The sequence below is a fragment of the Brevundimonas balnearis genome (assembly GCF_042434805.1).
GTDB classification, from domain to species: Bacteria; Pseudomonadota; Alphaproteobacteria; order Caulobacterales; family Caulobacteraceae; genus Brevundimonas; species Brevundimonas balnearis.
Genome location: NZ_JBHLSW010000005.1, coordinates 43,436 through 64,233 on the forward strand (window position 1 = coordinate 43,436; position 20,798 = coordinate 64,233).

General features: G+C 70.6%; 21 protein-coding genes. 11 read left to right on the forward strand and 10 right to left on the reverse strand.

Annotation, left to right across the window (positions count from 1 at the left end):
- Positions 1 to 39: 39 nt before the first annotated feature.
- Both ACFFGE_RS07335 and ACFFGE_RS07340 read right to left on the reverse strand, forming a co-directional pair.
- Positions 40 to 876 (reverse strand): outer membrane protein, encoded by an 837-nt coding sequence (locus ACFFGE_RS07335; RefSeq protein WP_376835642.1) that lies wholly within the window; start codon positions 874 to 876, stop codon positions 40 to 42.
- A gap of 247 nt (positions 877 to 1,123) precedes the next feature.
- Positions 1,124 to 2,266 carry an AI-2E family transporter gene (locus tag ACFFGE_RS07340; RefSeq protein WP_376835644.1) on the reverse strand — a complete coding sequence of 381 codons (1,143 nt, stop codon included), beginning with the start codon at positions 2,264 to 2,266 and terminating at the stop codon, positions 1,124 to 1,126.
- Between the two features lie 111 nt (positions 2,267 to 2,377).
- Here ACFFGE_RS07340 and ACFFGE_RS07345 point away from each other — a divergent pair, with 111 nt between their 5' ends.
- Positions 2,378 to 3,889 (forward strand): helicase HerA-like domain-containing protein, encoded by a 1,512-nt coding sequence (locus tag ACFFGE_RS07345; RefSeq protein ID WP_376835645.1) that lies wholly within the window; start codon positions 2,378 to 2,380, stop codon positions 3,887 to 3,889.
- On the opposite strand, the gene ACFFGE_RS07350 is transcribed toward ACFFGE_RS07345, so the two are convergent.
- Positions 3,886 to 4,875, reverse strand: a complete 990-nt coding sequence (locus tag ACFFGE_RS07350; protein ID WP_376835647.1) for an MltA domain-containing protein — start codon at positions 4,873 to 4,875, stop codon at positions 3,886 to 3,888. The genes ACFFGE_RS07345 and ACFFGE_RS07350 overlap by 4 nt on opposite strands.
- A gap of 152 nt (positions 4,876 to 5,027) precedes the next feature.
- On the reverse strand, positions 5,028 to 5,657 hold the full coding sequence (gene timA, locus ACFFGE_RS07355; RefSeq protein WP_376835648.1) for a TIM44-related membrane protein TimA: 630 nt from the start codon (positions 5,655 to 5,657) through the stop codon (positions 5,028 to 5,030).
- 156 nt (positions 5,658 to 5,813) lie between these two features.
- On the opposite strand from timA, the gene secB reads away from it, so the two are divergent.
- The gene (gene secB, locus ACFFGE_RS07360) at positions 5,814 to 6,344 is read left to right on the forward strand and encodes a protein-export chaperone SecB (RefSeq protein WP_376835650.1); all 531 of its coding nucleotides are present in this window, start codon (positions 5,814 to 5,816) and stop codon (positions 6,342 to 6,344) included.
- Here the strand turns inward: secB and dnaQ are convergent, their stop codons facing one another.
- From dnaQ to ACFFGE_RS07385, 5 genes are read right to left on the reverse strand one after another with little or no spacing between them, the layout of a single operon-like run.
- On the reverse strand, positions 6,345 to 7,067 hold the full coding sequence (dnaQ, locus tag ACFFGE_RS07365) for a DNA polymerase III subunit epsilon (protein WP_376835652.1): 723 nt from the start codon (positions 7,065 to 7,067) through the stop codon (positions 6,345 to 6,347).
- A 13-nt stretch (positions 7,068 to 7,080) separates the two neighbouring features.
- Positions 7,081 to 7,713: a dephospho-CoA kinase gene (gene coaE, locus ACFFGE_RS07370; protein WP_376835654.1), complete on the reverse strand. Its 633-nt coding sequence runs from the start codon at positions 7,711 to 7,713 to the stop codon at positions 7,081 to 7,083.
- A complete protein-coding gene (locus tag ACFFGE_RS07375; protein WP_376835655.1) occupies positions 7,710 to 8,519 on the reverse strand; it encodes a shikimate dehydrogenase family protein in 810 nt (269 codons plus the stop codon). The genes coaE and ACFFGE_RS07375 overlap by 4 nt, the downstream gene beginning before the upstream one ends.
- Positions 8,516 to 9,112 (reverse strand): Maf family protein, encoded by a 597-nt coding sequence (locus ACFFGE_RS07380; RefSeq protein WP_376835657.1) that lies wholly within the window; start codon positions 9,110 to 9,112, stop codon positions 8,516 to 8,518. Before ACFFGE_RS07380 ends, ACFFGE_RS07375 begins: the two co-directional genes overlap by 4 nt.
- Positions 9,106 to 9,963: a pyruvate, water dikinase regulatory protein gene (locus ACFFGE_RS07385; RefSeq protein WP_376835659.1), complete on the reverse strand. Its 858-nt coding sequence runs from the start codon at positions 9,961 to 9,963 to the stop codon at positions 9,106 to 9,108. The genes ACFFGE_RS07380 and ACFFGE_RS07385 overlap by 7 nt, the downstream gene beginning before the upstream one ends.
- 495 nt (positions 9,964 to 10,458) lie before the next feature.
- Here ACFFGE_RS07385 and hemE point away from each other — a divergent pair, with 495 nt between their 5' ends.
- From hemE to rho, 4 genes are all read left to right on the forward strand, one after another.
- Positions 10,459 to 11,523 carry a uroporphyrinogen decarboxylase gene (gene hemE, locus ACFFGE_RS07390; protein WP_376835661.1) on the forward strand — a complete coding sequence of 355 codons (1,065 nt, stop codon included), beginning with the start codon at positions 10,459 to 10,461 and terminating at the stop codon, positions 11,521 to 11,523.
- Positions 11,520 to 12,566: a ferrochelatase gene (hemH, locus tag ACFFGE_RS07395; RefSeq protein ID WP_376835663.1), complete on the forward strand. Its 1,047-nt coding sequence runs from the start codon at positions 11,520 to 11,522 to the stop codon at positions 12,564 to 12,566. The genes hemE and hemH overlap by 4 nt, the downstream gene beginning before the upstream one ends.
- Positions 12,563 to 13,030: a CopD family protein gene (locus tag ACFFGE_RS07400; protein ID WP_376835665.1), complete on the forward strand. Its 468-nt coding sequence runs from the start codon at positions 12,563 to 12,565 to the stop codon at positions 13,028 to 13,030. The genes hemH and ACFFGE_RS07400 overlap by 4 nt, the downstream gene beginning before the upstream one ends.
- Positions 13,031 to 13,213: 183 nt before the next feature.
- Entirely contained in the window at positions 13,214 to 14,617 is a 1,404-nt protein-coding gene (gene rho, locus ACFFGE_RS07405) for a transcription termination factor Rho (protein ID WP_376835667.1), read from the forward strand.
- Positions 14,618 to 14,733: 116 nt separating this feature from the next.
- Here the strand turns inward: rho and ACFFGE_RS07410 are convergent, their stop codons facing one another.
- Positions 14,734 to 15,720 (reverse strand): quinone oxidoreductase family protein, encoded by a 987-nt coding sequence (locus ACFFGE_RS07410; protein WP_376835669.1) that lies wholly within the window; start codon positions 15,718 to 15,720, stop codon positions 14,734 to 14,736.
- A gap of 62 nt (positions 15,721 to 15,782) precedes the next feature.
- On the opposite strand from ACFFGE_RS07410, the gene ACFFGE_RS07415 reads away from it, so the two are divergent.
- The 5 genes from ACFFGE_RS07415 to ACFFGE_RS07435 all read left to right on the forward strand — a co-directional run bounded on the left by ACFFGE_RS07415 (position 15,783) and on the right by ACFFGE_RS07435 (position 20,761).
- Entirely contained in the window at positions 15,783 to 16,019 is a 237-nt protein-coding gene (locus ACFFGE_RS07415; protein ID WP_376835671.1) for a DUF6489 family protein, read from the forward strand.
- 58 nt (positions 16,020 to 16,077) lie between these two features.
- On the forward strand, positions 16,078 to 17,376 hold the full coding sequence (mnmE, locus tag ACFFGE_RS07420) for a tRNA uridine-5-carboxymethylaminomethyl(34) synthesis GTPase MnmE (RefSeq protein WP_376835673.1): 1,299 nt from the start codon (positions 16,078 to 16,080) through the stop codon (positions 17,374 to 17,376).
- An 85-nt stretch (positions 17,377 to 17,461) separates the two neighbouring features.
- A complete protein-coding gene (gene mnmG / locus ACFFGE_RS07425) occupies positions 17,462 to 19,333 on the forward strand; it encodes a tRNA uridine-5-carboxymethylaminomethyl(34) synthesis enzyme MnmG (RefSeq protein WP_376835675.1) in 1,872 nt (623 codons plus the stop codon).
- Positions 19,333 to 19,947, forward strand: a complete 615-nt coding sequence (gene rsmG, locus ACFFGE_RS07430) for a 16S rRNA (guanine(527)-N(7))-methyltransferase RsmG (protein WP_376835677.1) — start codon at positions 19,333 to 19,335, stop codon at positions 19,945 to 19,947. The genes mnmG and rsmG overlap by 1 nt, the downstream gene beginning before the upstream one ends.
- Positions 19,937 to 20,761 (forward strand): ParA family protein, encoded by an 825-nt coding sequence (locus ACFFGE_RS07435; RefSeq protein WP_376835679.1) that lies wholly within the window; start codon positions 19,937 to 19,939, stop codon positions 20,759 to 20,761. Before rsmG ends, ACFFGE_RS07435 begins: the two co-directional genes overlap by 11 nt.
- Positions 20,762 to 20,798 lie beyond the last annotated feature (37 nt).

Genomic DNA, 20,798 nt, shown 5'->3' on the forward strand with positions numbered 1-20,798 from the left:
CGGGGGACCGGCGGCGCGCGAAAGCTCCTCTGGGGGGACTTAGAAGCGGTAGCCCATGCTCACCCGGACCTGATGCATCTCGAAATCCGGGTTGCTGCGGCGCAGGTCGGTGCCGGCCGTGTTGGGCGGCAGGATGAAGGGGTTGGTGGCCGGGGCCGTCCCCGGTCCCACGCGGATGTCGTACTCTCCGGCCTCCAGCGAGGTGTAGAGATACTCCGCGCCGAAGCTCAGGCCCCGGCCCAGCTGACGCTCCCAGCCCACCCCGGCCTGCCAGCCGTCGGCCTCGTCGTCGTTGACCGTCGGCGTGAAGCTGTTCGCCCGGTTCGACGTGAAGAAGGTGTTGGTGATCTCCGCCTGGGCCAGGCCGCCGGTGGCGTAGAGGAGGTTCTGACCGAAGGCGTAACCCGCCCGGGCCCGAACCGCGCCGAGGCGCTGGAGCGTACGGGTCGAGCTGTAGAAGGCGGGCGTGGTGCTGTAGGACGTCACCGTGTCCTCGGCGTCGGCGACGCCGTATTCGGCCAGCGCGCCGACCACGATCGGGCCGAACGCCCAGTCCCAGCCGACACGGACGCCCGCCTCGACCCCCTCGCCGTCGTCGTCGCAGCCCGCCGCGGGGGTGGCCCCCAGGGCCTGGCCGCCGCACGAGCCCGGCGAAAAGGCGTCGGCGCCGGCGCCGGTGACCACGGTGTCGTCGAAGTCGCCGTCGAAATCACGATCGAACACCAGACGCTCGTCCTCGTCGTCCTCCGGAAGGAGGCCGCCGCCGTAGATCGAGACGTAGGGGCCCGACCAGTCGGTCGGGGCGGATTGGGCCTGCGCCTGGGACGCGATGAGGCCGGCGGCCGCGAGGGCCGCGAACGAAACTGCGGTCTTCATGAAAACTGATCTCCCGGGTGCGCCCGCGGGCGCGTGAGCCCTTCCGTGCGATGCAACGCGGCCTCGTTGACCCGGTTCCCGTGAAGCTTGCGCCGAAAACGAAAAGACCGCCGGCGCTTTCGCGGCCGGCGGTCTTCGTTGCCGGCCCAGGGGAGGGAGGGGAGGGACCGGCGGACTGAGACGGAGCCGAGGGAGGGGGAGGGAGGCTCCGTCTGTAACGTGCAGGTGGGAGCGCTTGACGTGTAGGTCAAGATGCGGGGGGCGGCGTCCTGGCCTCATCGACCTGTGGCGGCTTGTCGCGGCGGCCGGCGTGGTGGGGATCGGGGTGGCCCGTGTCCGGCTCCCCGTCGCCCGACAGCAGGACGGCGATCCAGCGCGATCCCTTGAACTCGGCCAGGATCGCCATGGCCATAACCGCCAGGGGGGTCGACAAGAACATCCCCACGACGCCCCACATCTTGCCCCAGAGGGCCAGCGACAGCAGCACCACCACCGGGTCGATGTTCTGATTGTCCCCCTGCATCCTCGGCTGGACGAGGTTGCCGACGAGGAACAGGATGGTCTGGAGCCCGATGAGCAGGATCAGCGCCGGCCAGTAGCTGTCGAACTGCACGAGGGCGAACAGCGGCGGGGCCAGACCCGCCACCGCCCCGCCGAGCACCGGGATGAAGCCCACGATGAAGATGACGAAGGTCCAGAACTCGGCGTTCTGGAGCCCGACGGCCCGCATCAGGATCCAGGCGGCGGCGCAGATCATCACGCCGGTGACCGTCTGGACCCACAGATAGCCCTCGACCCCCGACCGGACCCGCTCGAAGACCTCCACCGCCTCGCCGCGCGCTTCGCGGTGCGGGAACAGATGAACCAGCTTCTTCCTGAACCCCGCCTGGGCCGCGATCAGGAAGCCGAGGTAGACGAGGACGAAGAAGGCGCCCGACGCCACCCCCTGCATCTGGAACGCGAGGTCTGTGACGTAGCCCCGGATGTCGATGTCGCGGATCAGTTCGGCCGCCGTCGGCGCCGTCTCCATGCCGAACAGGGCGGCGCCGTCACGGATGATGGCGTCGAGCCTGGGTCCGAGGTTGGTCGAGACGCCGGAGGCGTCGGTGAAGAAGCCCGCCGCCCCGTTCACGAGGATGCCGATCGAGGCGAAGAAGCCGAGGATCACCAGGATCAGCGCCACGGTCCCCGCCGCGCGGGAATGCAGGCGGAAGCGCTTCTCCACGAAGCGTTTGACCCCGTCGATCATGATCAGCAGAAAGATCGCCATGGCCAGCGGCGTGAGGATGTCCCTGAGCCAGTACAGCGCCGCCCCCACCGCCACGGCGGCGATGAGAACCACCGCGTTGCGGGTGACGGTCGAGGTCGGCAGGGTGATCGGCGCTTTCATGCGACGTCTTGTCGGGCGGCCGGACGGGGTCGTCAATCGCGGGTCTTTCGGCTGGAGCCCGTCCCGATGAGGGCTTAAGCAGGGACGCAGCGACACGGGAGGCGTCCTTCAATGAGCGAGACGGCGGGTCTGTTCCTGGGGCTGGCCCAGGACGCGTCGGGCGGGGCGGCCCAGAATCTGCTGTTCAAGCGCGCCAACCGTCACGGCGTGGTCGCCGGCGCGACCGGCACCGGCAAGACCGTGACCCTGCAGATCATGGCGCAAGGCTTCTCCGACGCCGGCGTCCCCGTCTTCTGCGCCGACGTGAAGGGCGATCTGTCCGGCATCAGCCAGCCCGGCTCCCCGAACGAGAAGCTCCTGGCCCGCGCGGCTCAGCTGGGCCTGACGCTGGAGCCGAAGGCCGCCCCCACGGTGTTCTGGGACCTGTACGGCCAGAAGGGCCACCCGGTGCGCGCGACCGTCAGCGAGATCGGGCCGCTGCTGCTGTCACGGATGCTGGATCTGAACGAGGTGCAGGAGGGGGTGCTGACCATCGCCTTCCATGTCGCGGACCAGGAAGGCCTGCTGCTGCTCGACCTCGACGACCTCAGAAGCCTGCTGGCCTACGTCGCCGAGAACGCCGAGACGATCGGCAAGCGCTACGGCCATGTGGCGCCGGCCTCCGTCGCCGCCATCCAGCGCGCCCTGCTGCAGCTGGAGACCCAAGGGGGCAAAGCGTTTTTCGGCGAGCCGGCGCTCAGGCTCGAGGACCTTGTGCGCACCGACCTGTCGGGCCGGGGCCAGGTCAATGTTCTGGCCGCCGACCGGCTGATGAACAGCCCGCGCGTCTACGCGGCCTTCCTGCTCTGGCTCCTGTCGGAGCTGTTCGAACAGCTTCCGGAGATCGGCGATCCCGACAAACCCCGCCTGGTCTTCTTCTTCGACGAGGCGCACCTGCTGTTCAACGACGCGCCCAAGCCGCTTCTGGAAAAGATCGAGCAGGTGGTGCGCCTGATCCGCTCGAAGGGGGTCGGCGTCTATTTCGTCACCCAGAACCCGGCGGACATCCCCGACACCGTGCTGGCTCAGTTGGGCAACCGGGTCCAGCACGCGCTGAGGGCCTATACGCCCTCGGAGCAGCGGGGCCTGAAGGCGGCGGCGGACAGCTTCCGGGCCAATCCGGGCTTCGACACCGCCGAGGCGATCCAGGCCCTGGGCGTGGGGGAGGCGGTCGTCTCGGTGCTGGACGAGAAGGGCGCGCCGACGGTGGCGGCGCGGACCTTGATCCGCCCGCCGGCCTCGCGGCTGGGCCCCGCGACGGAGGCGGAGCGGCAGGCGGTCATGGCTCAAAGCCCGGTGCGCGGGGTCTATGACACGGCGCTGGACCGCGAATCCGCCGACGAGGTGCTGGCCGCCCGGGCCGCCGCCTCGACCCAGGCCGAAGCCGCCGAGGCCGCCCGCGCCACCGAGGCCAAGATCGCCGAACGCCAGGCTAGGGACGCCGCCAAGGCCGAGGCCCGACCCCGCGCCCGCACGCGCGAGACGCCGATGGAGGCCCTGACGAAGTCGGTGCTCAGGACGGCCGGCTCGGCGATCACCCGCGAAATCCTGCGCGGCGTGCTCGGAAGCATGCGGCGGCGTTAGCGCGGAACCAGCCGCCACATGCGCAAGGGGTGCCGCACCGTGCCGGCCTCTTCGCCCGCCGCGTCGCCGCGACCCATGTAGAAGTCGGCGCGGACCGGGCCGCGAATGGCGCTGCCGGTGTCCAGCGCGGTCACCAGCCCGCGATAGCTGGCTCGCGCGCCCGCTAGATTCCCGCCGTCGGCGTCGATGAAGACGAGGTCGCCGTAGCGCCAGGACGCCGGGTCCACCGCGATCGAGCGGCGCGCGACAAGCGGAACGCCCGCCGCGCCGACCGGCTCGCCGTCGTCGGGCTGGAGCTGGAAGAAGATGTAGCGCGGGTTCAGCGCCGTGATCGCCCTCGCTTCCGGTCCCCGACGCGCCGCCAGCCAGGCGCGGATCGCCTCGCCCGACGTGCCGTTCGGCGGCAGGAGGCCCCGCTCCGCCATGGGCCGGGCGATGCCGACGAAGGGCCGGCCGTTGTCCGCCGCATAGGCCGCGCGCACCCGCCGTCCGTCCTCGAAGGTCAGGTAGCCGGAGCCCTGGATCTGCATGAAGAAGAGGTCCTCGGTGCGCATCCAGCCGAGGATTTCCGTCTGAACCGCACCCGCCTCGATGGCGGCGCGGTCGGGATAGGGCTCGAGCCCCCCCGTCGTCCGGCGCATCACCTGGCCGCCCTGGCGCACCAGATCGGAGGGGCGGGCGAGGACGGCCGCGTCGAACTCGGCCGACGGCGTGGCCCGCGCCGGATACTCCGGGGCGAAATAGGCGGTCAGCAGGCCCGGGCGCCCGTCGGCGGTCTCGGCGGGCACGGCGGTGAACCGGGTCTCGAAGAAGGCGCGCGCCCGGGCGGCGTCGGCGAACGGCGCGAGGTCCGCCGCGGCGGCGCAAACCGCGCGCTCGGCCGGTCCGGGCGCCACGCGACAGGTGGCGGCGTAGGCGCGCAACGCCGCCCGGTGGTCCTCCTCGGCCCAGCCCGGCAGGGCCGCGACCGTCCCGTCCGCGGTCACGGGAGGACGCCCGACCGGGGGCTCGGGACGCGGGGCGGGAACGGGCGAAGGCGAAGGCGGCGGCGGGGCGGCGCCTTCGGGCCGCGTGGCGCAGGCCGACGCGAGGGCCGCGAACGAGATCGCGGCCCACGCCCGCAAGCCTCGTCCCGATGTCACGCCTCGGCCGGCTCGACGCGGGCGAGAACCCAGTTGGGATCCGAGGCGCCGAGGGTCCGTTCGAAGGTCCAGTGCTCGGCCGTGCGACGCTCCTCGATCACCGGCTCTCCCTCCACGGGGATCACCCGGTTCCTGAGTTCGGCCAGGAAGCGGACCTTGGCCGAGGCCCGATCGCCCGCCACGGAGGTGCTCTCCAGGTCGGCGCGCGGAGCCTGGATGAACTCGACCTCCTCGCGCTCGCCGCGGCCCTCGCGGGCCGTGATGCCGGCCTCGAAGGAGCCCATGACGGCCTCGGTCAGCAGCGGCTTCAAGGCGCCGCGATCGCCGGACGCATAGCCGCGTACGATGGTCTCATAGGCCGTGCGCGCGCCTTCGAGGAAGCGATTGGGGTCGAACGCCGGGTCGCGCGCCTTCAGGGGCGCCGCGGCGGCGGCGGTCAAGGGATCCACGGGCGGCGGCGCCTTGGGCGCCTGGACGATCTCGGCCGGCGGGATCCCCGCCGGCGGGGCCTTGTCGGCGTTGTCCTCCGGCTGACGGCCGACCTTCTTGCCCAGCACGTTGTACAGGCTGAACAGCACCACGGCCGCGATGGCGGCGAAGATGACGATCTGGAACTGATAGGGCACGGCGTTTCCCTGGCGGCGACGATTGGCTCTAGCGGATATAGGGTCGCCCCGCCAAGCCGCCGCCCCCGCCGCGCGAACCGGCCTGCGACGTTGCGACCCTGGGACGCGCCGTGCTAGTCGCCGCCGCCTATCGACACTCGCCCTTCAAGGCCCGCCATGACAGACGTTCCCGCAGACACCACCGCCACGCCGACCGACGGCGCCGCCAACGGCCAGGCGGGAACCCCGCCGGCGCCGGGCTATCGCGTGCTGGCCCAATACGTCCGCGACCTGTCGTTCGAGAACCCGCGCGCGCCCGACAGCCTGCGAGTCGATGGCAAGCCGGCGATCGACATGGGCGTGGAGATGAGCGCCCAGGGACGTCCGGACAATCTGTTCGAGGTCGACATCAAGCTGTCGATCAAGGCGTCGCACGCGGATCAGGCCCTGTTCCACGTCGAGCTGGTCTATGGCGGCCTGTTCCAGCTCCAGGGCGTGCGCGAACAGGACATCGAGCCGATGTTGCTGGTCGAGTGCCCGCGCTACCTCTTCCCGTTCGCCAGGGAGATCATCGCCAAGCAGACGGCCGACGGCGGATTCTATCCGCCGCTGATGCTGGAGCCGCTGGACTTCGCCGCCATCTACATCGCCCGGCGCCAGCAGGCCGCCCAGGCCGCTCAGCTCCCCGGGGCCCCGGCCCAAGCCTGATCAGGCCGGATTCGTCTCGACCGGCAGTCCGTTCGCGGCCCACAGCGACAGGTCCTTGAGGTTGGCCCTGAGGAAGGCGAGGTGCGCGGCCCGCTCCTCGTCCGTGGAGCGGGGCGCAAGCGGGCGGGGCCGATCCCCGTGTCCGCCCGAGGCGGCCGCCGCCACCATGGCGCGGGCCGCGACGCCGGAGCCCAGGTCCAGCGCCCGCTCGCGGCCGCCCTTCAGCTCAAGATAGACGTCCGCCAGGAGGCGCGCATCGATCAGCGCCCCGTGCAGCGTCCGCTCGACCAGCGAGATCTTGAAGCGGCGGCACAGGGCGTCGAGCGAGTTGGCCATGCCGGGAAAGCGCGTCTGGGCCAGCCGCAGGGTGTCCACCCAGCGGCTCTCATGCAGTTCCGGATGACCGCACAGACCCAGTTCGTGGTTGATGAAGCCCCGGTCGAAGGCGGCGTTGTGGGCGATCAGGGGCGCGTCGGCGCAGAACTCGAGCAGCTCCTCGGCGATCAGGCGGAAGACGGGCGCGTCCCTGACCTTCTCGTCGGTGATGCCGTGGACCCGGATGGCGTCCGGATCGATGAGCCGCTCTGGGTTGATGAAGCGGTGGAACGTCCGCCCCGTCGGCATCAGTTCCTCGATCTCGATACAGCCGATCTCGATCATCCGGTGACCCTGGCGCGGGTCGATGCCGGTGGTTTCGGTGTCGAGGACGATCTCGCGGGCCATGACCCTTCTTGGCCTAAGTCGCCGGGGAGGTGAATCCCCTGCGCGGCGATATCCACGACGGATCGGTCACGGTGCGGACGATCCGCTCGACCTCGGCGCGGGCGGCCTCTAGGCCCCGCCCGGTGTCGATGACGAAGTCCGCCCGGGCGCGCTTCTCGGGGTCCGGCGCCTGGCGCGCCAGGATGGCCTCGAACCGCTCGCGCGTCATGCCGGGCCGGGCCAGCACCCGCGCCGCCTGGATCTCAGGGTCGGCGGTGACGACCACCACCGCGTCCACCAGTTTGTCTGCGCCCACTTCGAACAGCAGGGGAATGTCCAGCACCGCGACCGTCACGCCGCGATCGGCCGCCGCCGTCAGGGCCTCGGCGCGATCGGCGGCGACCAGGGGATGCACGATCGCCTCCAGCCGTCGGAACGCCGCCGCGTCAGCGCCCAGCGCCGCCGCCAGGCGGTCGCGATCCACAGCCCCGTCGACGACCACGCCCGGAAAGGCCTCGGCCACCTTCTCAACCGCCGCCCCGCCCGGCGCATAGAGGCGATGCACCGCCGCGTCGGCGTTCCAGGCGTAGCAGCCGGCTTCGGTGAACATCTCCGCCGTCGTCGACTTCCCCATGCCGATGGAGCCGGTCAGTCCGAGGACGATCATGCGTCCATCGCCTGTAGCGCCAGCGCGCGCACGTCCACATCGACCGGCGCCGCCGCGCCGAAGATGCGCTCGAACGACGGCCGCGCCTGGCCGATCAGCATGGCCAGACCGTCGACCGGCGTCAGGCCGCGGGCCACGGCGGCCCGCAGCAGAGGCGTCATCAGCGGCCTGTACGTCATGTCCATCACCGCTCCGTTCGAGACCATCCCGGACAGGTCCGGCGGATCAGCGCCCACGGCGGCGTTCACCGCCAGCCGCGCGCCGTCCAGCGCCTCGGGTCCCGCCGCGCGGGCCCTCGGACCGAAGGTCTCCGCCAGCGCCTCGGCCTTGGCCCGGGTGCGGTTGACGATCCGCACCTCCGGCGCGTCCGCGTCCAGCAGCGCCCGGATCGCCGCCCGCGCCGCGCCTCCGGCCCCCAGCACCACCGCCGCGCCGGACGTCAGGTCCAGCGCGGGCGCCTGCTCCCGGATCGCCGCGATCATGCCCAGCCCGTCGGTGCTGTCGGCCATCAGTCGGCCGTTCTCAAAGGTTAGAAGGTTCGCCGACCCCGCCGCCCGCGCGACGTCGGACGCCTGATCGGCCAGGGCCAGAGCCCGTTCCTTGTAAGGGGCGGTGACATTCAGTCCCCGCAGTTCTCCGGCCCTCAACCGCCCGACCAGCGCGTCGAAGCCCGCCTGATCCCCCGGCCCGAACCGATCGTAGGCGGCGTCGAGATCCAGCGCCGCGATCCAGGCGCCGTGGATCAGGGGACTGAGGGAATGATCGATGGGATGGCCGACGACCCCGGCCCGGACCGTCCGGCTCACGACGGGAGCGCCCCGAGGTTCCGCAGCGCCTGCATCACCGGAAACAGCGGCATGCCCAGGATGGTGAAATGCTCGCCCTCGACGGCCGCCATCAGCTGGGCGCCGGGCCCCTCCAGCCTGTAGCAGGCGACCGAGCCGAGCGCCCGCGGGCCTTCGGTGGCCAGATAGTCGTCCAGGAAGGCATCCGAGAAATCGCGCACCGTCAGGGTCGCGCTCTCGACCACGGCGAAGGCGATGCGGCCGTCCAGCGCCAAGGCCGCGCCCGAATGCAGCCGGTGCGGCCGGCCCCGAAGGGAGATCAGCCGCTCGCGCGCGGCGGCGAGGTCGGCGACCTTGTCCAGCGTCCGCCCGTCGAGATCCAGGGTCTGGTCCGAGCCGATCACCACCGTACCGGGCCGCCGGGCGGACACGTCCAGGGCCTTGGCCCTGGCCAGCTCGAGCGCGACTTCGGCGGGTGAGGCGTCCGTCAGCGACGCCTTCAGCGCCGGCTCGTCCACTTCGGAGACCTGGGCCGTATGCGGGACGGCGGCGCCGGACAGCATGGCCCGACGCGCGGCGCTGGCCGAGGCGAGCACGATCGGGGGCCTCACCATGTCGCCCCCAGCTGCTTGGTGCGGCGTTCGCTCAACAGGTTGACTATGGCCGCCGCGGTCTCCTCGACCGAGCGGCGGGTGACGTCGATCACCGGCCAGCCGCGCCGCTCGAAGGCGCGCCGGGCCTTCACCGTCTCTTCCCGGACCAGGTCATGATCGACATAGGCCGAGGACCGGTCGGCGTTCAGGCTGTCCAGCCGGTTGCGGCGGATCTGGACCAGCCGGTCAGGCGAGACCGTCAGGCCGATCACCAGCGGGTTTTTCAGATGGGTCAGACGCTCGCCGTCCTCCTGCCCGGGGATCAGGGGCACGTTGGCGGCGCGGATGCCCCGGTGCGCCAGATAGATGCAGGTGGGCGTCTTCGACGTCCGGCTGACTCCGCACAGGACGACGTCCGCGCGTTCCAGCTCCTCGGCCGTGCCCTGGCCGTCATCGTGCGCCATGGCGAAGTCGAGCGCGCTGATGCGGTTGAAATAGTCGTGGTCAAGGGCGTGCTGGGCGCCCACCCGCGTGGAAAGGGCCGCGCCCAGATAACGCGACAGGGCCCCGACCAGAGGATCGAGCGCGCCGATCTGGGGCATGTCCAGGGCGCGACAGCCGTCCTCCAGGGCGGCCCGCAGCTCCTTGTCGACGATGGTGTGCAGCACGACGCCGGGCGATGCGGAAATCTCCTCCAGCACCCGGTCGAGCTGCTTTCTCGAGCGTACGAGCGCGTAGATGTGCTCGATCGGGATCACCCCGTCGAAGCGGGCCACCACGGCCTTGGCCATGGCGTTCAGGGTCTCGCCGGTCGAGTCCGAGACCAGGTGAACGTGGAAGTAGGTGGCGAGCCGGCCGTGCGGCTTATGCATGAGCGGCGGATTCCCGTGGGCGAGCGGGCCAGCAACGTTGGACGGCCCTGTGGATGGGGTGGGCGAAGCTGCGGATGATCCGGTCCCGCCGCCTATAGCGCGCCGCGATGCGGGGGGCGAGCGAGGACAGACCGGGACGCCGGAGGCGCCGTTTTCCCGAGTCTTGCCAAGTGTGAGCTCTCTGTGCCCCTTCGCCGGGGAAAAGTTAATGAGTCCCTAACGCAGTCTTCGTCCGAGTCCTCGGAGCGGCGCGGTCAAACGCCCGATCGGTAAGGATTCGTTAGGATCCATCCCCGTTTTCGACAGGCTTTCGCATAGACGCCATCTCGGGCGTCGACACCGGGGCGCCGAGGTCGATCGGCTGCGGACAGGCGGGGATCGGCGCCCGTTGTTCCCCCCCTCCACCTATCCTCTTCAACCTTTCGAATCTTGAGAGGAGAGGAGGGAAGGGGCGCGAACCTTGAGCCTTGGCGTCGACCGGCCTAGAGCCCCGTCATGACCTCCGGCCTTGAGACCGTTCCGACCCTGGGCGAGGCGCCCTTCCTGAAGGTGCTGGCCGGGGAGCGTCAGGCGACGCCGCCCGTGTGGTTCATGCGGCAGGCGGGTCGATACCTGCCGGAGTATCGCGCGCTGCGGGCGACGGCGCCGGACTTCATCGCCTTCTGCCTGGACCCGGAGAAGGCCGCCGAGGCGACGCTCCAGCCCATGCGGCGGTTTCCGTTCAGCGCGGCCATCGTGTTCGCCGATATCCTGCTGATCCCCCGGGCGCTGGGCCAGCAGGTCGCCTTCGAGGCGGGGGAGGGGCCGGTCCTGGGGCCGCTTCCGCCGGTCGAGGCGATGGCGGAGCGGTCGGCTGACGCCGGCGGCGCCCTGTCCCAGGTCGGCGAGACCCTGTCGCGGGTGCGCGCGGCCCTGCCGGCCAACCGGGCCTTGATCGGCTTCGCGGGCGCGCCCTGGACCGTCGCCACCTACATGCTGGACGGCGGCGAACGCGCGATCGGCAAGGGCCAGAGGGCCGAGGCGCGGGATTTCGCCTATCGCGAACCGGAGAAGGTCGACGCCGTTCTGGACGTGTTGGTGGAGGCGACCGCCCATTATCTGAAGATGCAGGCCGACGCCGGGGCCCAGGCGCTGAAGATCTTCGAGAGCTGGGCCGAGGGCCTGTCGGACGACCTGTTCGACCGACTGGTGCTGAAGCCGCACCAGAAGCTGGTCGCGAGAGTGCGCGAGCTGGGCGTGACCGCGCCCCTGATCGGCTTCCCGCGCGGCTCGGCGGCCATCGCCGAACACTACGCCCGGGCCTGTGACGTGCAGCTGGTGGCGCTCGATACCGCCTGTCCGCTCGAGGTCGGTCGTCGGGTGCAGGCGATCAAGCCGATCCAGGGGGCGTTGGACCCGCTGCTGCTGCGAGCCGGGGGCGCGGCCTTGGATCGCAGGGTCGATCAGCTGCTGGACGCCTGGGCCGGCGGTCCCTACGTCTTCAACTTGGGCCACGGGATCCTGCCCGACACCCCGATCGCCCATGTGGAACAGGTGCTGAAGAGGATCGGCGCGGAATGAGCGCGGCCAACGGACGGCGGATCGCCGTCGTTCTGTTCAACCTCGGCGGGCCGGATGGCCAGGCCGACGTGAAGCCCTTCCTGTTCAACCTGTTCAACGACCCGGCGATCATCGGCCTGCCCGGCGTCGTGCGCACGCCTCTGGCCCGTCTGATCTCCAGCCGGCGCGAGAAGGAGGCCCAGGCCAACTACGCCCGCATGGGCGGCGGATCGCCCCTTCTTCCTGAGACCCGCCGCCAGGCCGAGGCGCTGAAGGCCGAGCTTCAGAGCCGCCGTCCCGGCGACGAGGTCGGCGTCTTCATCGCCATGCGGTACTGGAATCCGCTGACGGAGCAGACGGCCGCCGAGGTCGCCGCCTTTGCGCCCGACGAAATCGTGCTCCTGCCGCTCTATCCGCAGTTCTCGACCACCACGAGCCAGTCCTCGCTGAAGCTCTGGAACGAGACCTACCGCGGGCCGGGGGTGAGCCGTACGGTCTGCTGCTATCCGCGCGCCGATGGATGGATCGAAGCCCAGGCCGACCTGATCCGCGCCAAGCTGGCCGAGGCCGGCGATCGGCCGGTGCGGGTGCTGTTCTCCGCCCACGGAATTCCGGAGACGCTCGTGGCGAAGAAGGGCGATCCGTATCAGGAGCAAATCGAGGCCACCTGCGCCGCCGTGGCCGCGCGGCTGGGCCCGATCGACTGGTCGATCTGCTACCAGAGCCGCGTCGGGCCGCTGAAATGGCTCGGCCCGGCGACGCCGGACGCCATCCAACAGGCCGGTCGGGACGGCAAGGGGGTCGTCCTGGTCCCGATCGCCTTCGTCTCGGAGCATATCGAGACCCTGGTCGAGCTGGACGAGGAATACGGCGAGCTGGCCCACGAGGAGGGCGTCGCGCCTTATCTGCGGGCGCCGACCGTCAGCCTGCACCCGGCGTTCGTGGGCGCCCTGGCCGATGCCGTGATCGACGGCCTGGGCCGCACCGGCGTGGCGCCGTTCGGTCCGGGTTGTCAGGGCCGCTGGAAGGCCTGCCCGTGTCAGCGGGAAAGGCGGGCGGCGTGAACCTCTATGATCTCGCGCGGGGCCTCCACATCCTGGCGGTGATCGCCTGGATGGCGGGTCTGCTGTTCCTGCCCCGTCTCTACGCCTATGACGCCGAGCAGGCGGACAAGGCCGAGCCGCTGAAGGGCGAGATGCGGGCGCTGTTGCGGACCTGGCAGCGGCGTCTTCTCAAGATCATCGTCAACCCGGCGATGATCCTGGCCTGGGGTCTGGGCCTGTGGCTGTTCTGGCTCCGCAGCGGGAGCGGCGCGGACTGGAGCTTCGCCCACCAGCCCTGGATGATCGCCAAGCTGGCGGGGGTCCTGGCGCTGAGCGGGTGGCATGGCTATCTGTCGGCCGAGTTCCGTCGCGTCCAGGCGGGGACGTCGGTCCGCACAGGCCGCTTCTGGCGGATGACCAACGAGATTCCCTTCCTCATCGCCATCGTCATGGTCCTGTCCGTCACCTTGGAGTGGGGAGCCTGATCTCCCGTTCCGCTTGACGCCGTTTCGCCCCTGTGGTTCGGCTGGGCTCCCTTCCTTTCGCGGACCCCGCGCCTTGTGGCCCGGGACCCTCCGCGTCTCCCTCCGGCCGCGAGGCCATGACATCGTCAGCCCGTCCGCCCTCGCCCCCGCGAGCGGACGCGCGCGCTTGAAGAGTTTTCGACCATGACCGACGTGCGCGACACCGACCCGACCGCCCCCGAAACCCCGGAACTGGACGCCGGCGCGACCGAGCAGGACCAGGACCAGGGCGTCGACACCTCCGCCGAGGAGGACGAGGAGGACGGCGAGCCGATCGTGCCGAACGGCCGCATCACCCTGGCCGAGCTGAACGAGAAGACCCCCGCCGACCTAGTCGCCTTCGCCGAACAGCTGGAGGTCGAGAACGCCTCGAACCTGCGCCGTCAGGACCTGCTGTTCGCCATCCTCAAGGCCCTGGCCGACGAGGAGGTCGAGATCATCGCCGACGGCGTGCTGGAGATCCTTCCGGACGGCTTCGGCTTCCTGCGCAGCCCGGACGCCAACTACCTTCCGGGGCCGGACGACATCTATGTCTCGCCGTCGCAGATCCGGCGCTTCGGCCTGCGCTCGGGCGACACCATCCACGGGGCGGTGCGCGGCCCGCGCGAGGGCGAACGCTACTTCGCCCTGCTGAAGGTCGACACGATCAACCTGGAAGACCCCGAGACGGTCAAGACCAAGGTCCTGTTCGACAACCTGACTCCGCTCTATCCCGAAGAGCGGCTGCACATGGAGATCCAGGACCCGACCCTGAAGGACCGGTCGGGGCGGGTCATCGACATCGTGGCGCCCCTGGGCAAGGGCCAGCGCTGCCTGATCGTGGCGCCGCCCCGCGTCGGCAAGACGGTGATGCTGCAGAACATCGCCAAGTCGATCGAGGCCAACCACCCGGAGGTGTTCCTGATCGTGCTGCTGATCGACGAGCGGCCCGAGGAAGTCACCGACATGCAGCGCACGGTGAAGGGCGAGGTCGTGGCCTCCACCTTCGACGAACCGGCGTCACGTCACGTCGCCGTCGCCGAAATGGTGATCGAGAAGGCCAAGCGCCTGGTCGAGCACAAGAAGGACGTGGTGATCCTGCTGGACTCCATCACCCGCCTGGGCCGCGCCTACAACGCCACGGTGCCGTCGTCGGGCAAGGTCCTGACCGGCGGCGTGGACGCCAACGCGCTTCAGCGGCCCAAGCGCTTCTTCGGCGCCGCCCGGAACATCGAACAGGGCGGCAGCCTGACCATCATCGCCACGGCCCTGATCGACACCGGCAGCCGCATGGACGAGGTGATCTTCGAAGAGTTCAAGGGCACCGGCAACTCGGAGATCGTGCTGGATCGGAAGGTGGCCGACAAGCGCATCTTCCCCGCCATCGACGTGCTGAAATCCGGCACGCGGAAAGAGGATCTGATCACGCCGAAGGACCAGCTGACCAAGACCTATGTGCTGCGCCGCATCCTGAACCCCATGGGCCCGCAGGACGCGATCGAGTTCCTGCTCGACAAGCTGCGCCAGACGAAGACCAACAGCGAGTTCTTCCAGAGCATGAATACGTGAGGCTTGCCCTACCGCTCGCGACGCCGTCGCTCGCTGCTTGAGGGCGTGTTGGAGTCGCCCTACCGCTCGGCGTTCTGCGCCTCGCTGTTTGAGGGCGGGGGCCGCCTCCGGGGAACTCAGGGGATCAGCAGGGTCGAGCCGGTGGTGGCGCGGCCCTGGAGCGCCCGGTGGGCGTCGGCGACCCGCTCGAGGGGGAAGGTTTGGCCGATGCGGACCTTCACCTCGCCCGACCGGATGACGTCGAACAGGGCCTTGGCGCTGGCGTCCAGCTCCTCGACCGTGGCGACATAGTCGAAGAGGGTGGGCCGGGTCAGATAGAGCGAGCCACCGCGTGACAGCCTGAGCGGCGCGATCGGCGGCACGGGCCCGGATGCATTGCCGAAGCTGACCAGCATGCCGCGTCGCTTCAGGCTGGCGAGCGACGCCTCCAGGGTCGCGGCCCCCACGGAATCGTACACGACCTCGACGCCTTGCCCGTCGGTGATCTCCCGGACCCGCGCCGCCACGTCCTCGCGGTCGTACAGGATCACGTGATCGCAGCCGTTGGCGAGCGCCAACTCGGCCTTGGCCTCGTCGCCGACCGTGCCGATCACCGTGGCGCCCAACGCCTTGGCCCATTGGGTAAGGATGAGGCCGACGCCTCCGGCGGCCGCATGGGCGAGGACGACGTGGCCCTGTTGCACGTGAAACACCCGGCGCAGAAGCATCTCGGCGGTCATGCCCTTCAGAAGGGCGGCGGCGGCCGTCGTCAGGTCGACGTCCTGAGGTACGGTCACGGCCCGATCCGCCGGGACCACATGGGTGTCGGCGTAGGCGCCCACCGGGCCGTTGGCGTAGGCGACGCGATCGCCCGGTGCGAAGCGGGTGACGCCGTCCCCGACCGCCTCGACGACGCCGGCGGCTTCCAGGCCCAGGCCAGTCGGGAAGGTCAGGGGATAAAGGCCGTCCCGCTGGTAGATGTCGATGAAGTTCAGCCCGATCGCCGCGTGACGCACACGGATCTCGCCCGCGCCGGGCTCTGGCGTCGCCACTGTGTGAAGCTCCAGGACCTCAGGTCCGCCGGTCTGGTTCAGGCGAATGGCGCGATGCTCGGCTTGGCTCATGGCGGGTTCCTTCCGGCCGGGGTTTGCGCCAAAGGTGGCCTGGTGGAAGTTGGAGCCCGCCGATGAATATCAAGGTCGAGATCGACTGTACCCCCGTCGAGGCCCGCGCCTTTCTGGGGCTGCCGGACGTCACGCCGCTGAATGAGCATCTGGTGGCCGAGATGCAGCGACGGATGGCCGAGAACATGCAGGCCATGCAGCCCGAGGAGCTGATGAAGACCTGGACCAGCTTCGGCGTGCAGGCCCAGGACCAGTTCCGCCGCCTGATGGAGGCGGCTGTGTCGGGCTCCAGGGCGTGAGGCCCGTCTCGCATCCTCGGACGCGGTTCGGTCGCCTGGCGCCAGAAGGGGGCGGCGTGTGAGCCACGACACCATCTTCGCCCTGGCGACGCCGCCGGGGCGGGGCGCTGTCGCGGTGATCCGCCTGTCGGGGCCGCAGGTGGCCGGGACGCTGGAGGCGCTCGGCGCCGGCGGCCTGAAGCCGCGTCTGGCCGGCGTGCGCACGCTGGCGCATGCGGGCGCGGCGCTGGACCAGGCGCTCGTGCTCCGGTTCGTCGCGCCCCATAGCTACACCGGCGAAGACGTGGCCGAGCTGCATCTGCACGGCGGTCGAGCGGTGGTCGAGGCGGTCAGCGCGGCCCTGATCGACACGGGGTTGAGGCCCGCCGAGCCGGGGGAGTTCACCCGTCGCGCCTTTCAGAACGGCCGGATGGACCTGACCCAGGCCGAGGCCGTGGCGGACCTGATCGACGCCGAGACCTCGGCCCAGGCGCGGCAGGCGCTCGGCCAGCTGGAGGGGGCGCTGGCCCAGACCTACGCCGCGCTGAGGGCCCGCCTCGTGCGCGCGCTGGCGCTGGTCGAGGCGGAGATCGACTTCCCCGACGAGGATGTGCCCGAGAACCTGGCCCGTTCGGCCGGTCCGGTGCTCGATGAGCTGATCCAGGCGCTGGAGGCGGCGCTCGGCGACGCCGCGCGGGGCGAGCGGGTGCGCGACGGCTATCGCGTGGTCCTGATCGGCGAAACGAACGCCGGCAAGAGCTCCCTGTTCAACGCGCTCGTCGCCCGCGACGCGGCCATCGTGACCCCGATCCCGGGCACGACGCGGGACGTGCTGGACGCGGAACTCACGCTCGGCGGCTATCGCGTCATCCTGTCCGACACGGCGGGGCTGCGCGACAGCGACGACGCGGTGGAGGCCGAGGGCGTCCGGCGCGCCCGGGCGCGGGCGGAGTCGGCGGACCTCCGGCTGTGGGTGCGCGCCCCAGGTGATCCCGACGGCGCCGCGGCGCCCTTCGTCAGGTCCGGCGACCTGATCGTCTGGACCAAGGCCGATCTGGGCGCCCCGGCAGGGGAGGGGCTTTCGGTGAGCGCGGCGACCGGCGCGGGTCTGGAGGCGCTGCGCGCCGCGCTGACGGACCGGGTGACCGCGGCCCTGTCGGGATCGGACTTTCCGCCCGTGACCCGGGCGCGCCATCGGCGGCGGCTGGAGGCGGCCCGCTCGGCGGCGCTTTCGGCGCGCCACCGGCTGGCCGACGCCCCGGAGCTGGCCGGGGAGGAGCTTCGTCGCGCCGGGGCGGCGCTCGCGGCGGTCACGGGAGCCGTCGGGGTCGAGGAGATCCTGGGCGAGGTCTTCGCCAACTTCTGCATCGGCAAATAGGAGATCGTCCCAGCGCCGTTTCACGTGAAACAGCGGACCGCCGCATCTGGAGATTTCGGCCCCTTTCGCCTATGTGTCGCCGCCCATGACGACGGCGCTCTCCTTTGATGTGATCGTGATCGGCGGTGGCCACGCGGGCTGCGAGGCGGCCGCGGCCTCCGCGCGCCTGGGCGCGCGGACGGCGCTGCTGACCCAGCGTCTCGACACGATCGGGGAGATGAGCTGCAATCCGGCCATCGGCGGCCTCGGCAAGGGCCATCTTGTCCGCGAGATCGACGCCCTGGACGGCCTGATGGGCCGGATGGCGGACATGTCCGGCATCCAGTTCCGCATGCTGAACCGCTCCAAGGGCGCCGCGGTGCGGGGCCCCCGCAGCCAGATCGACCGGCGACTGTATCGTGAGGCCATGCAGGCCGAACTGGCGGCCACGCCGAACCTCGTCCTGGTGGAGGGCGCGGCCGAGCGGCTGAGGTTGATCGACGGTCGGGTTCGGGGTGTCGTCACCGCGGACGGACGGGCGCTGGCGGCCGACGCCGTCGTGCTGACCACCGGCACCTTCCTGAACGGGGTGATCCATCGAGGGGATCTTCGCGTGCCGGCCGGGCGTCATGGCGAGGCGCCCTCCACCGGCTTGGCCCAGGATCTGCACGCGGCGGGCCTCGCGCTCGGGCGGCTGAAGACGGGCACGCCCGCGCGGCTGGACGGCCGCACCATCGCCTGGGACCGGCTGGAGATGCAGGCCGCCGACGATCGGCCCGTCCCGTTCAGCTTCATGACCGACCGGATCACCGTGCCGCAGATCGCCTGCGGCGTGACCCATACGACCGAACAGACCCATCGCATCATCGCCGAGAACCTCGGCGAGTCGGCCGTCTACGGCGGCCGCCTGTCAGGTCGCGGGCCGCGTTACTGCCCCTCGATCGAGGACAAGGTGGTCCGGTTCGCCGACAAGACCTCGCACCAGATCTTCCTCGAGCCCGAGGGGCTGGACGATCCCACCGTGTACCCGAACGGCATCTCCACCTCGGTCTCTGACGCGACCCAGCTGGCGTTCCTGCGCACCATTCCGGGGCTGGAGGCGGTGGAGGTGTTCCGCTTCGGCTACGCCATCGAGTACGACTACGTCGACCCGCGCGAGTTGACGCCGGCGCTGGAGGTCAAGGCGCTGCCCGGCCTGTATCTCGCCGGTCAGATCAACGGCACCACCGGCTATGAGGAGGCGGGAGCCCAGGGGCTGATGGCCGGCCTGAACGCCGCCCGCGCGGCGGCCGGCCTGGACGCGGTGATCCTGCGCCGCGACCAGGCCTACATCGGCGTCATGATCGACGATCTGGTCACACGCGGCGTGACCGAGCCCTACCGCATGTTCACCAGCCGGGCCGAATACCGACTGTCGCTGCGGGCCGACAACGCCGATCAACGGTTGACCCCCCTCGCGACGGATTTGGGTCTCGCTGGCCCCGCCCGACGCTCCGCCTTCGAGGCCAAGGCGGTCGCGCTGGCGGCGGCCCAGCGGCTGGCGCGGGAGACCCGCTTCACCCCGAAGGAGGCCGCGAGCCTGGGGATCGCGGTCAACGCCGACGGCCAGCGGCGGTCGATCCTGGACCTTCTCGCCTATCCGGGCGTCACCCTGGATCACTTCGTGGCCGCCGCGCCGGATATCGCCGGCTGGCGGGAGGACATCCGGGAGCAGGTGGAGATCGACGCGGCCTATGCGGGCTATCTGGACCGTCAGGCGGCGGACGCGGAAGCCTTGAGGCGGGACGAGGCCCTGATGCTGCCGCCCGATCTCGACTATGCGGCGATCGGCGGCCTGTCGTCCGAGGTGCGTGAGAAGCTGGCGCGCGTGCGTCCGACGACGCTCGGCCAGGCGGGGCGGATCGAGGGGGTGACGCCCGGCGCCCTGACGGCGCTGCTGGCGCATGTGCGACGCGCCGACCGGGACGCAGCCGCCTGATGACGCCCGAGGCGTTCCAGGCGCGCACCGGAGCGAGCGACTCCGCGATGGCGGACCTGCACGACTTCCAGGCGCGGCTGACGCGCATGAACGCCGTGATGAACCTGGTCGGCCCCGACAGCCTTCCCGACTTCTGGAACCGGCACGCCTGGGACAGCGCCCAGCTGTTTCACGTGAAACCGGGGGCTGTGACCTGGGCCGATCTCGGGGCCGGCGCGGGCTTCCCGGGTCTGATCCTGGCCATACTGTTGAAGGGCCGAGCGGGTGCGCACGTCTGGCTCGTCGAGAGCCTCGCGAAGCGCTGCCGCTTTCTGGAGTGCATCGTTGACGAGCTCGGCCTGCCCGCCACGGTGGTCAACGGCCGGGCCGAGGATCAGCGGCTGAAGGTCGAGGTCGTGACCGCGCGCGCGGTCGCGCCGATGGAACGGCTGCTGGGTTACGCACAGCCCTACATCGCCGCCGGTGGACAAGGTCTGTTCCTGAAGGGACAGCGCGTGGAGGACGAGTTGCTTCAGGCGCGGAAATCCTGGCATTTCGAGGCCGAGCTTCTTCCCTCGGCCAGCGACGAACGCGGCCGCCTCGTTCTCGTCCGGAGTCTTCGCCGTGTCCGCTGAACGCCCCACGCGCGTCCTCGCCGTCTCCAACCAGAAGGGCGGGGTGGGCAAGACCACCACCGCCATCAACCTGGGGACCGCGCTCGCCGCGATCGGCGAGCGGGTGCTGATCGTCGACATGGACCCGCAGGGCAATGCGTCCACCGGCCTGGGCGTTCCACGTGAAACGCGGCGGGTGACCATCTACGACGTGATCGTCGATGGGCGCGCCGTGGACGACGCCGCGGTCGCGACGGCGGTGCCGGGCCTGTCGATCATCCCGGCCGACGCGGACATGTCAGGCATCGAGATCGAACTCGCCAACGCCGATCGGCGGTCCTATCGGCTGCGCGACGCCCTGGCGAAACAGGGTCAGGGGGGACCTCAGGGCGGCGGTCACACCCGGTACGACTATGTGCTGATCGATTGCCCGCCGTCGCTCAACCTGTTGACGCTGAACGCCATGGCGGCGGCGGACGCGGTGCTGGTGCCGCTGCAGTGCGAATTCTTCGCCCTGGAAGGCCTGTCGCAGCTCATGCGCACCATCGACATGGTGAAGCGCAGCCTGAACCCGGCGTTGGAGATCCAGGGACTGGTCCTGACCATGTTCGACCGGCGCAACGCCCTGTCAGGCCAGGTCGCGAACGACGTCCGCGCCCACTTCGGCGACAAGGTCTATGAGGCCGTGATCCCCCGTAACGTGCGGGTGTCCGAGGCCCCGTCCTTCGGCAAGCCGGCGCTGATCTATGACCTCAAGTGCGCCGGCAGCCAAGCCTATCTCAAATTGGCCCGCGAGGTGGTGTCGCGCGAGCGCCGGCGTCGCCAGGCGGCCTGAGCCAAATCGAAACCGCGGACAGAAGAGGGCGGAACGC

Bases quoted from the DNA above. Each gene is read 5' to 3' on its own strand.
- ACFFGE_RS07415 (WP_376835671.1), top strand. From the start codon at position 15,783: ATGAATATCAAGGTCGAGATCGACTGTACCCCCGTCGAGGCCCGCGCC.
- hemE (WP_376835661.1), top strand. From the start codon at position 10,459: ATGACCTCCGGCCTTGAGACCGTTCCGACCCTGGGCGAGGCGCCCTTC.
- ACFFGE_RS07345 (WP_376835645.1), top strand. From the start codon at position 2,378: ATGAGCGAGACGGCGGGTCTGTTCCTGGGGCTGGCCCAGGACGCGTCG.
- ACFFGE_RS07380 (WP_376835657.1), bottom strand. From the start codon at position 9,112: ATGGTGAGGCCCCCGATCGTGCTCGCCTCGGCCAGCGCCGCGCGTCGG.
- ACFFGE_RS07335 (WP_376835642.1), bottom strand. From the start codon at position 876: ATGAAGACCGCAGTTTCGTTCGCGGCCCTCGCGGCCGCCGGCCTCATC.
- secB (WP_376835650.1), top strand. From the start codon at position 5,814: ATGACAGACGTTCCCGCAGACACCACCGCCACGCCGACCGACGGCGCC.
- coaE (WP_376835654.1), bottom strand. From the start codon at position 7,713: ATGATCGTCCTCGGACTGACCGGCTCCATCGGCATGGGGAAGTCGACG.
- mnmG (WP_376835675.1), top strand. From the start codon at position 17,462: ATGACGACGGCGCTCTCCTTTGATGTGATCGTGATCGGCGGTGGCCAC.
- rho (WP_376835667.1), top strand. From the start codon at position 13,214: ATGACCGACGTGCGCGACACCGACCCGACCGCCCCCGAAACCCCGGAA.
- dnaQ (WP_376835652.1), bottom strand. From the start codon at position 7,067: ATGGCCCGCGAGATCGTCCTCGACACCGAAACCACCGGCATCGACCCG.
- ACFFGE_RS07410 (WP_376835669.1), bottom strand. From the start codon at position 15,720: ATGAGCCAAGCCGAGCATCGCGCCATTCGCCTGAACCAGACCGGCGGA.
- ACFFGE_RS07385 (WP_376835659.1), bottom strand. From the start codon at position 9,963: ATGCATAAGCCGCACGGCCGGCTCGCCACCTACTTCCACGTTCACCTG.
- ACFFGE_RS07340 (WP_376835644.1), bottom strand. From the start codon at position 2,266: ATGAAAGCGCCGATCACCCTGCCGACCTCGACCGTCACCCGCAACGCG.
- hemH (WP_376835663.1), top strand. From the start codon at position 11,520: ATGAGCGCGGCCAACGGACGGCGGATCGCCGTCGTTCTGTTCAACCTC.
- rsmG (WP_376835677.1), top strand. From the start codon at position 19,333: ATGACGCCCGAGGCGTTCCAGGCGCGCACCGGAGCGAGCGACTCCGCG.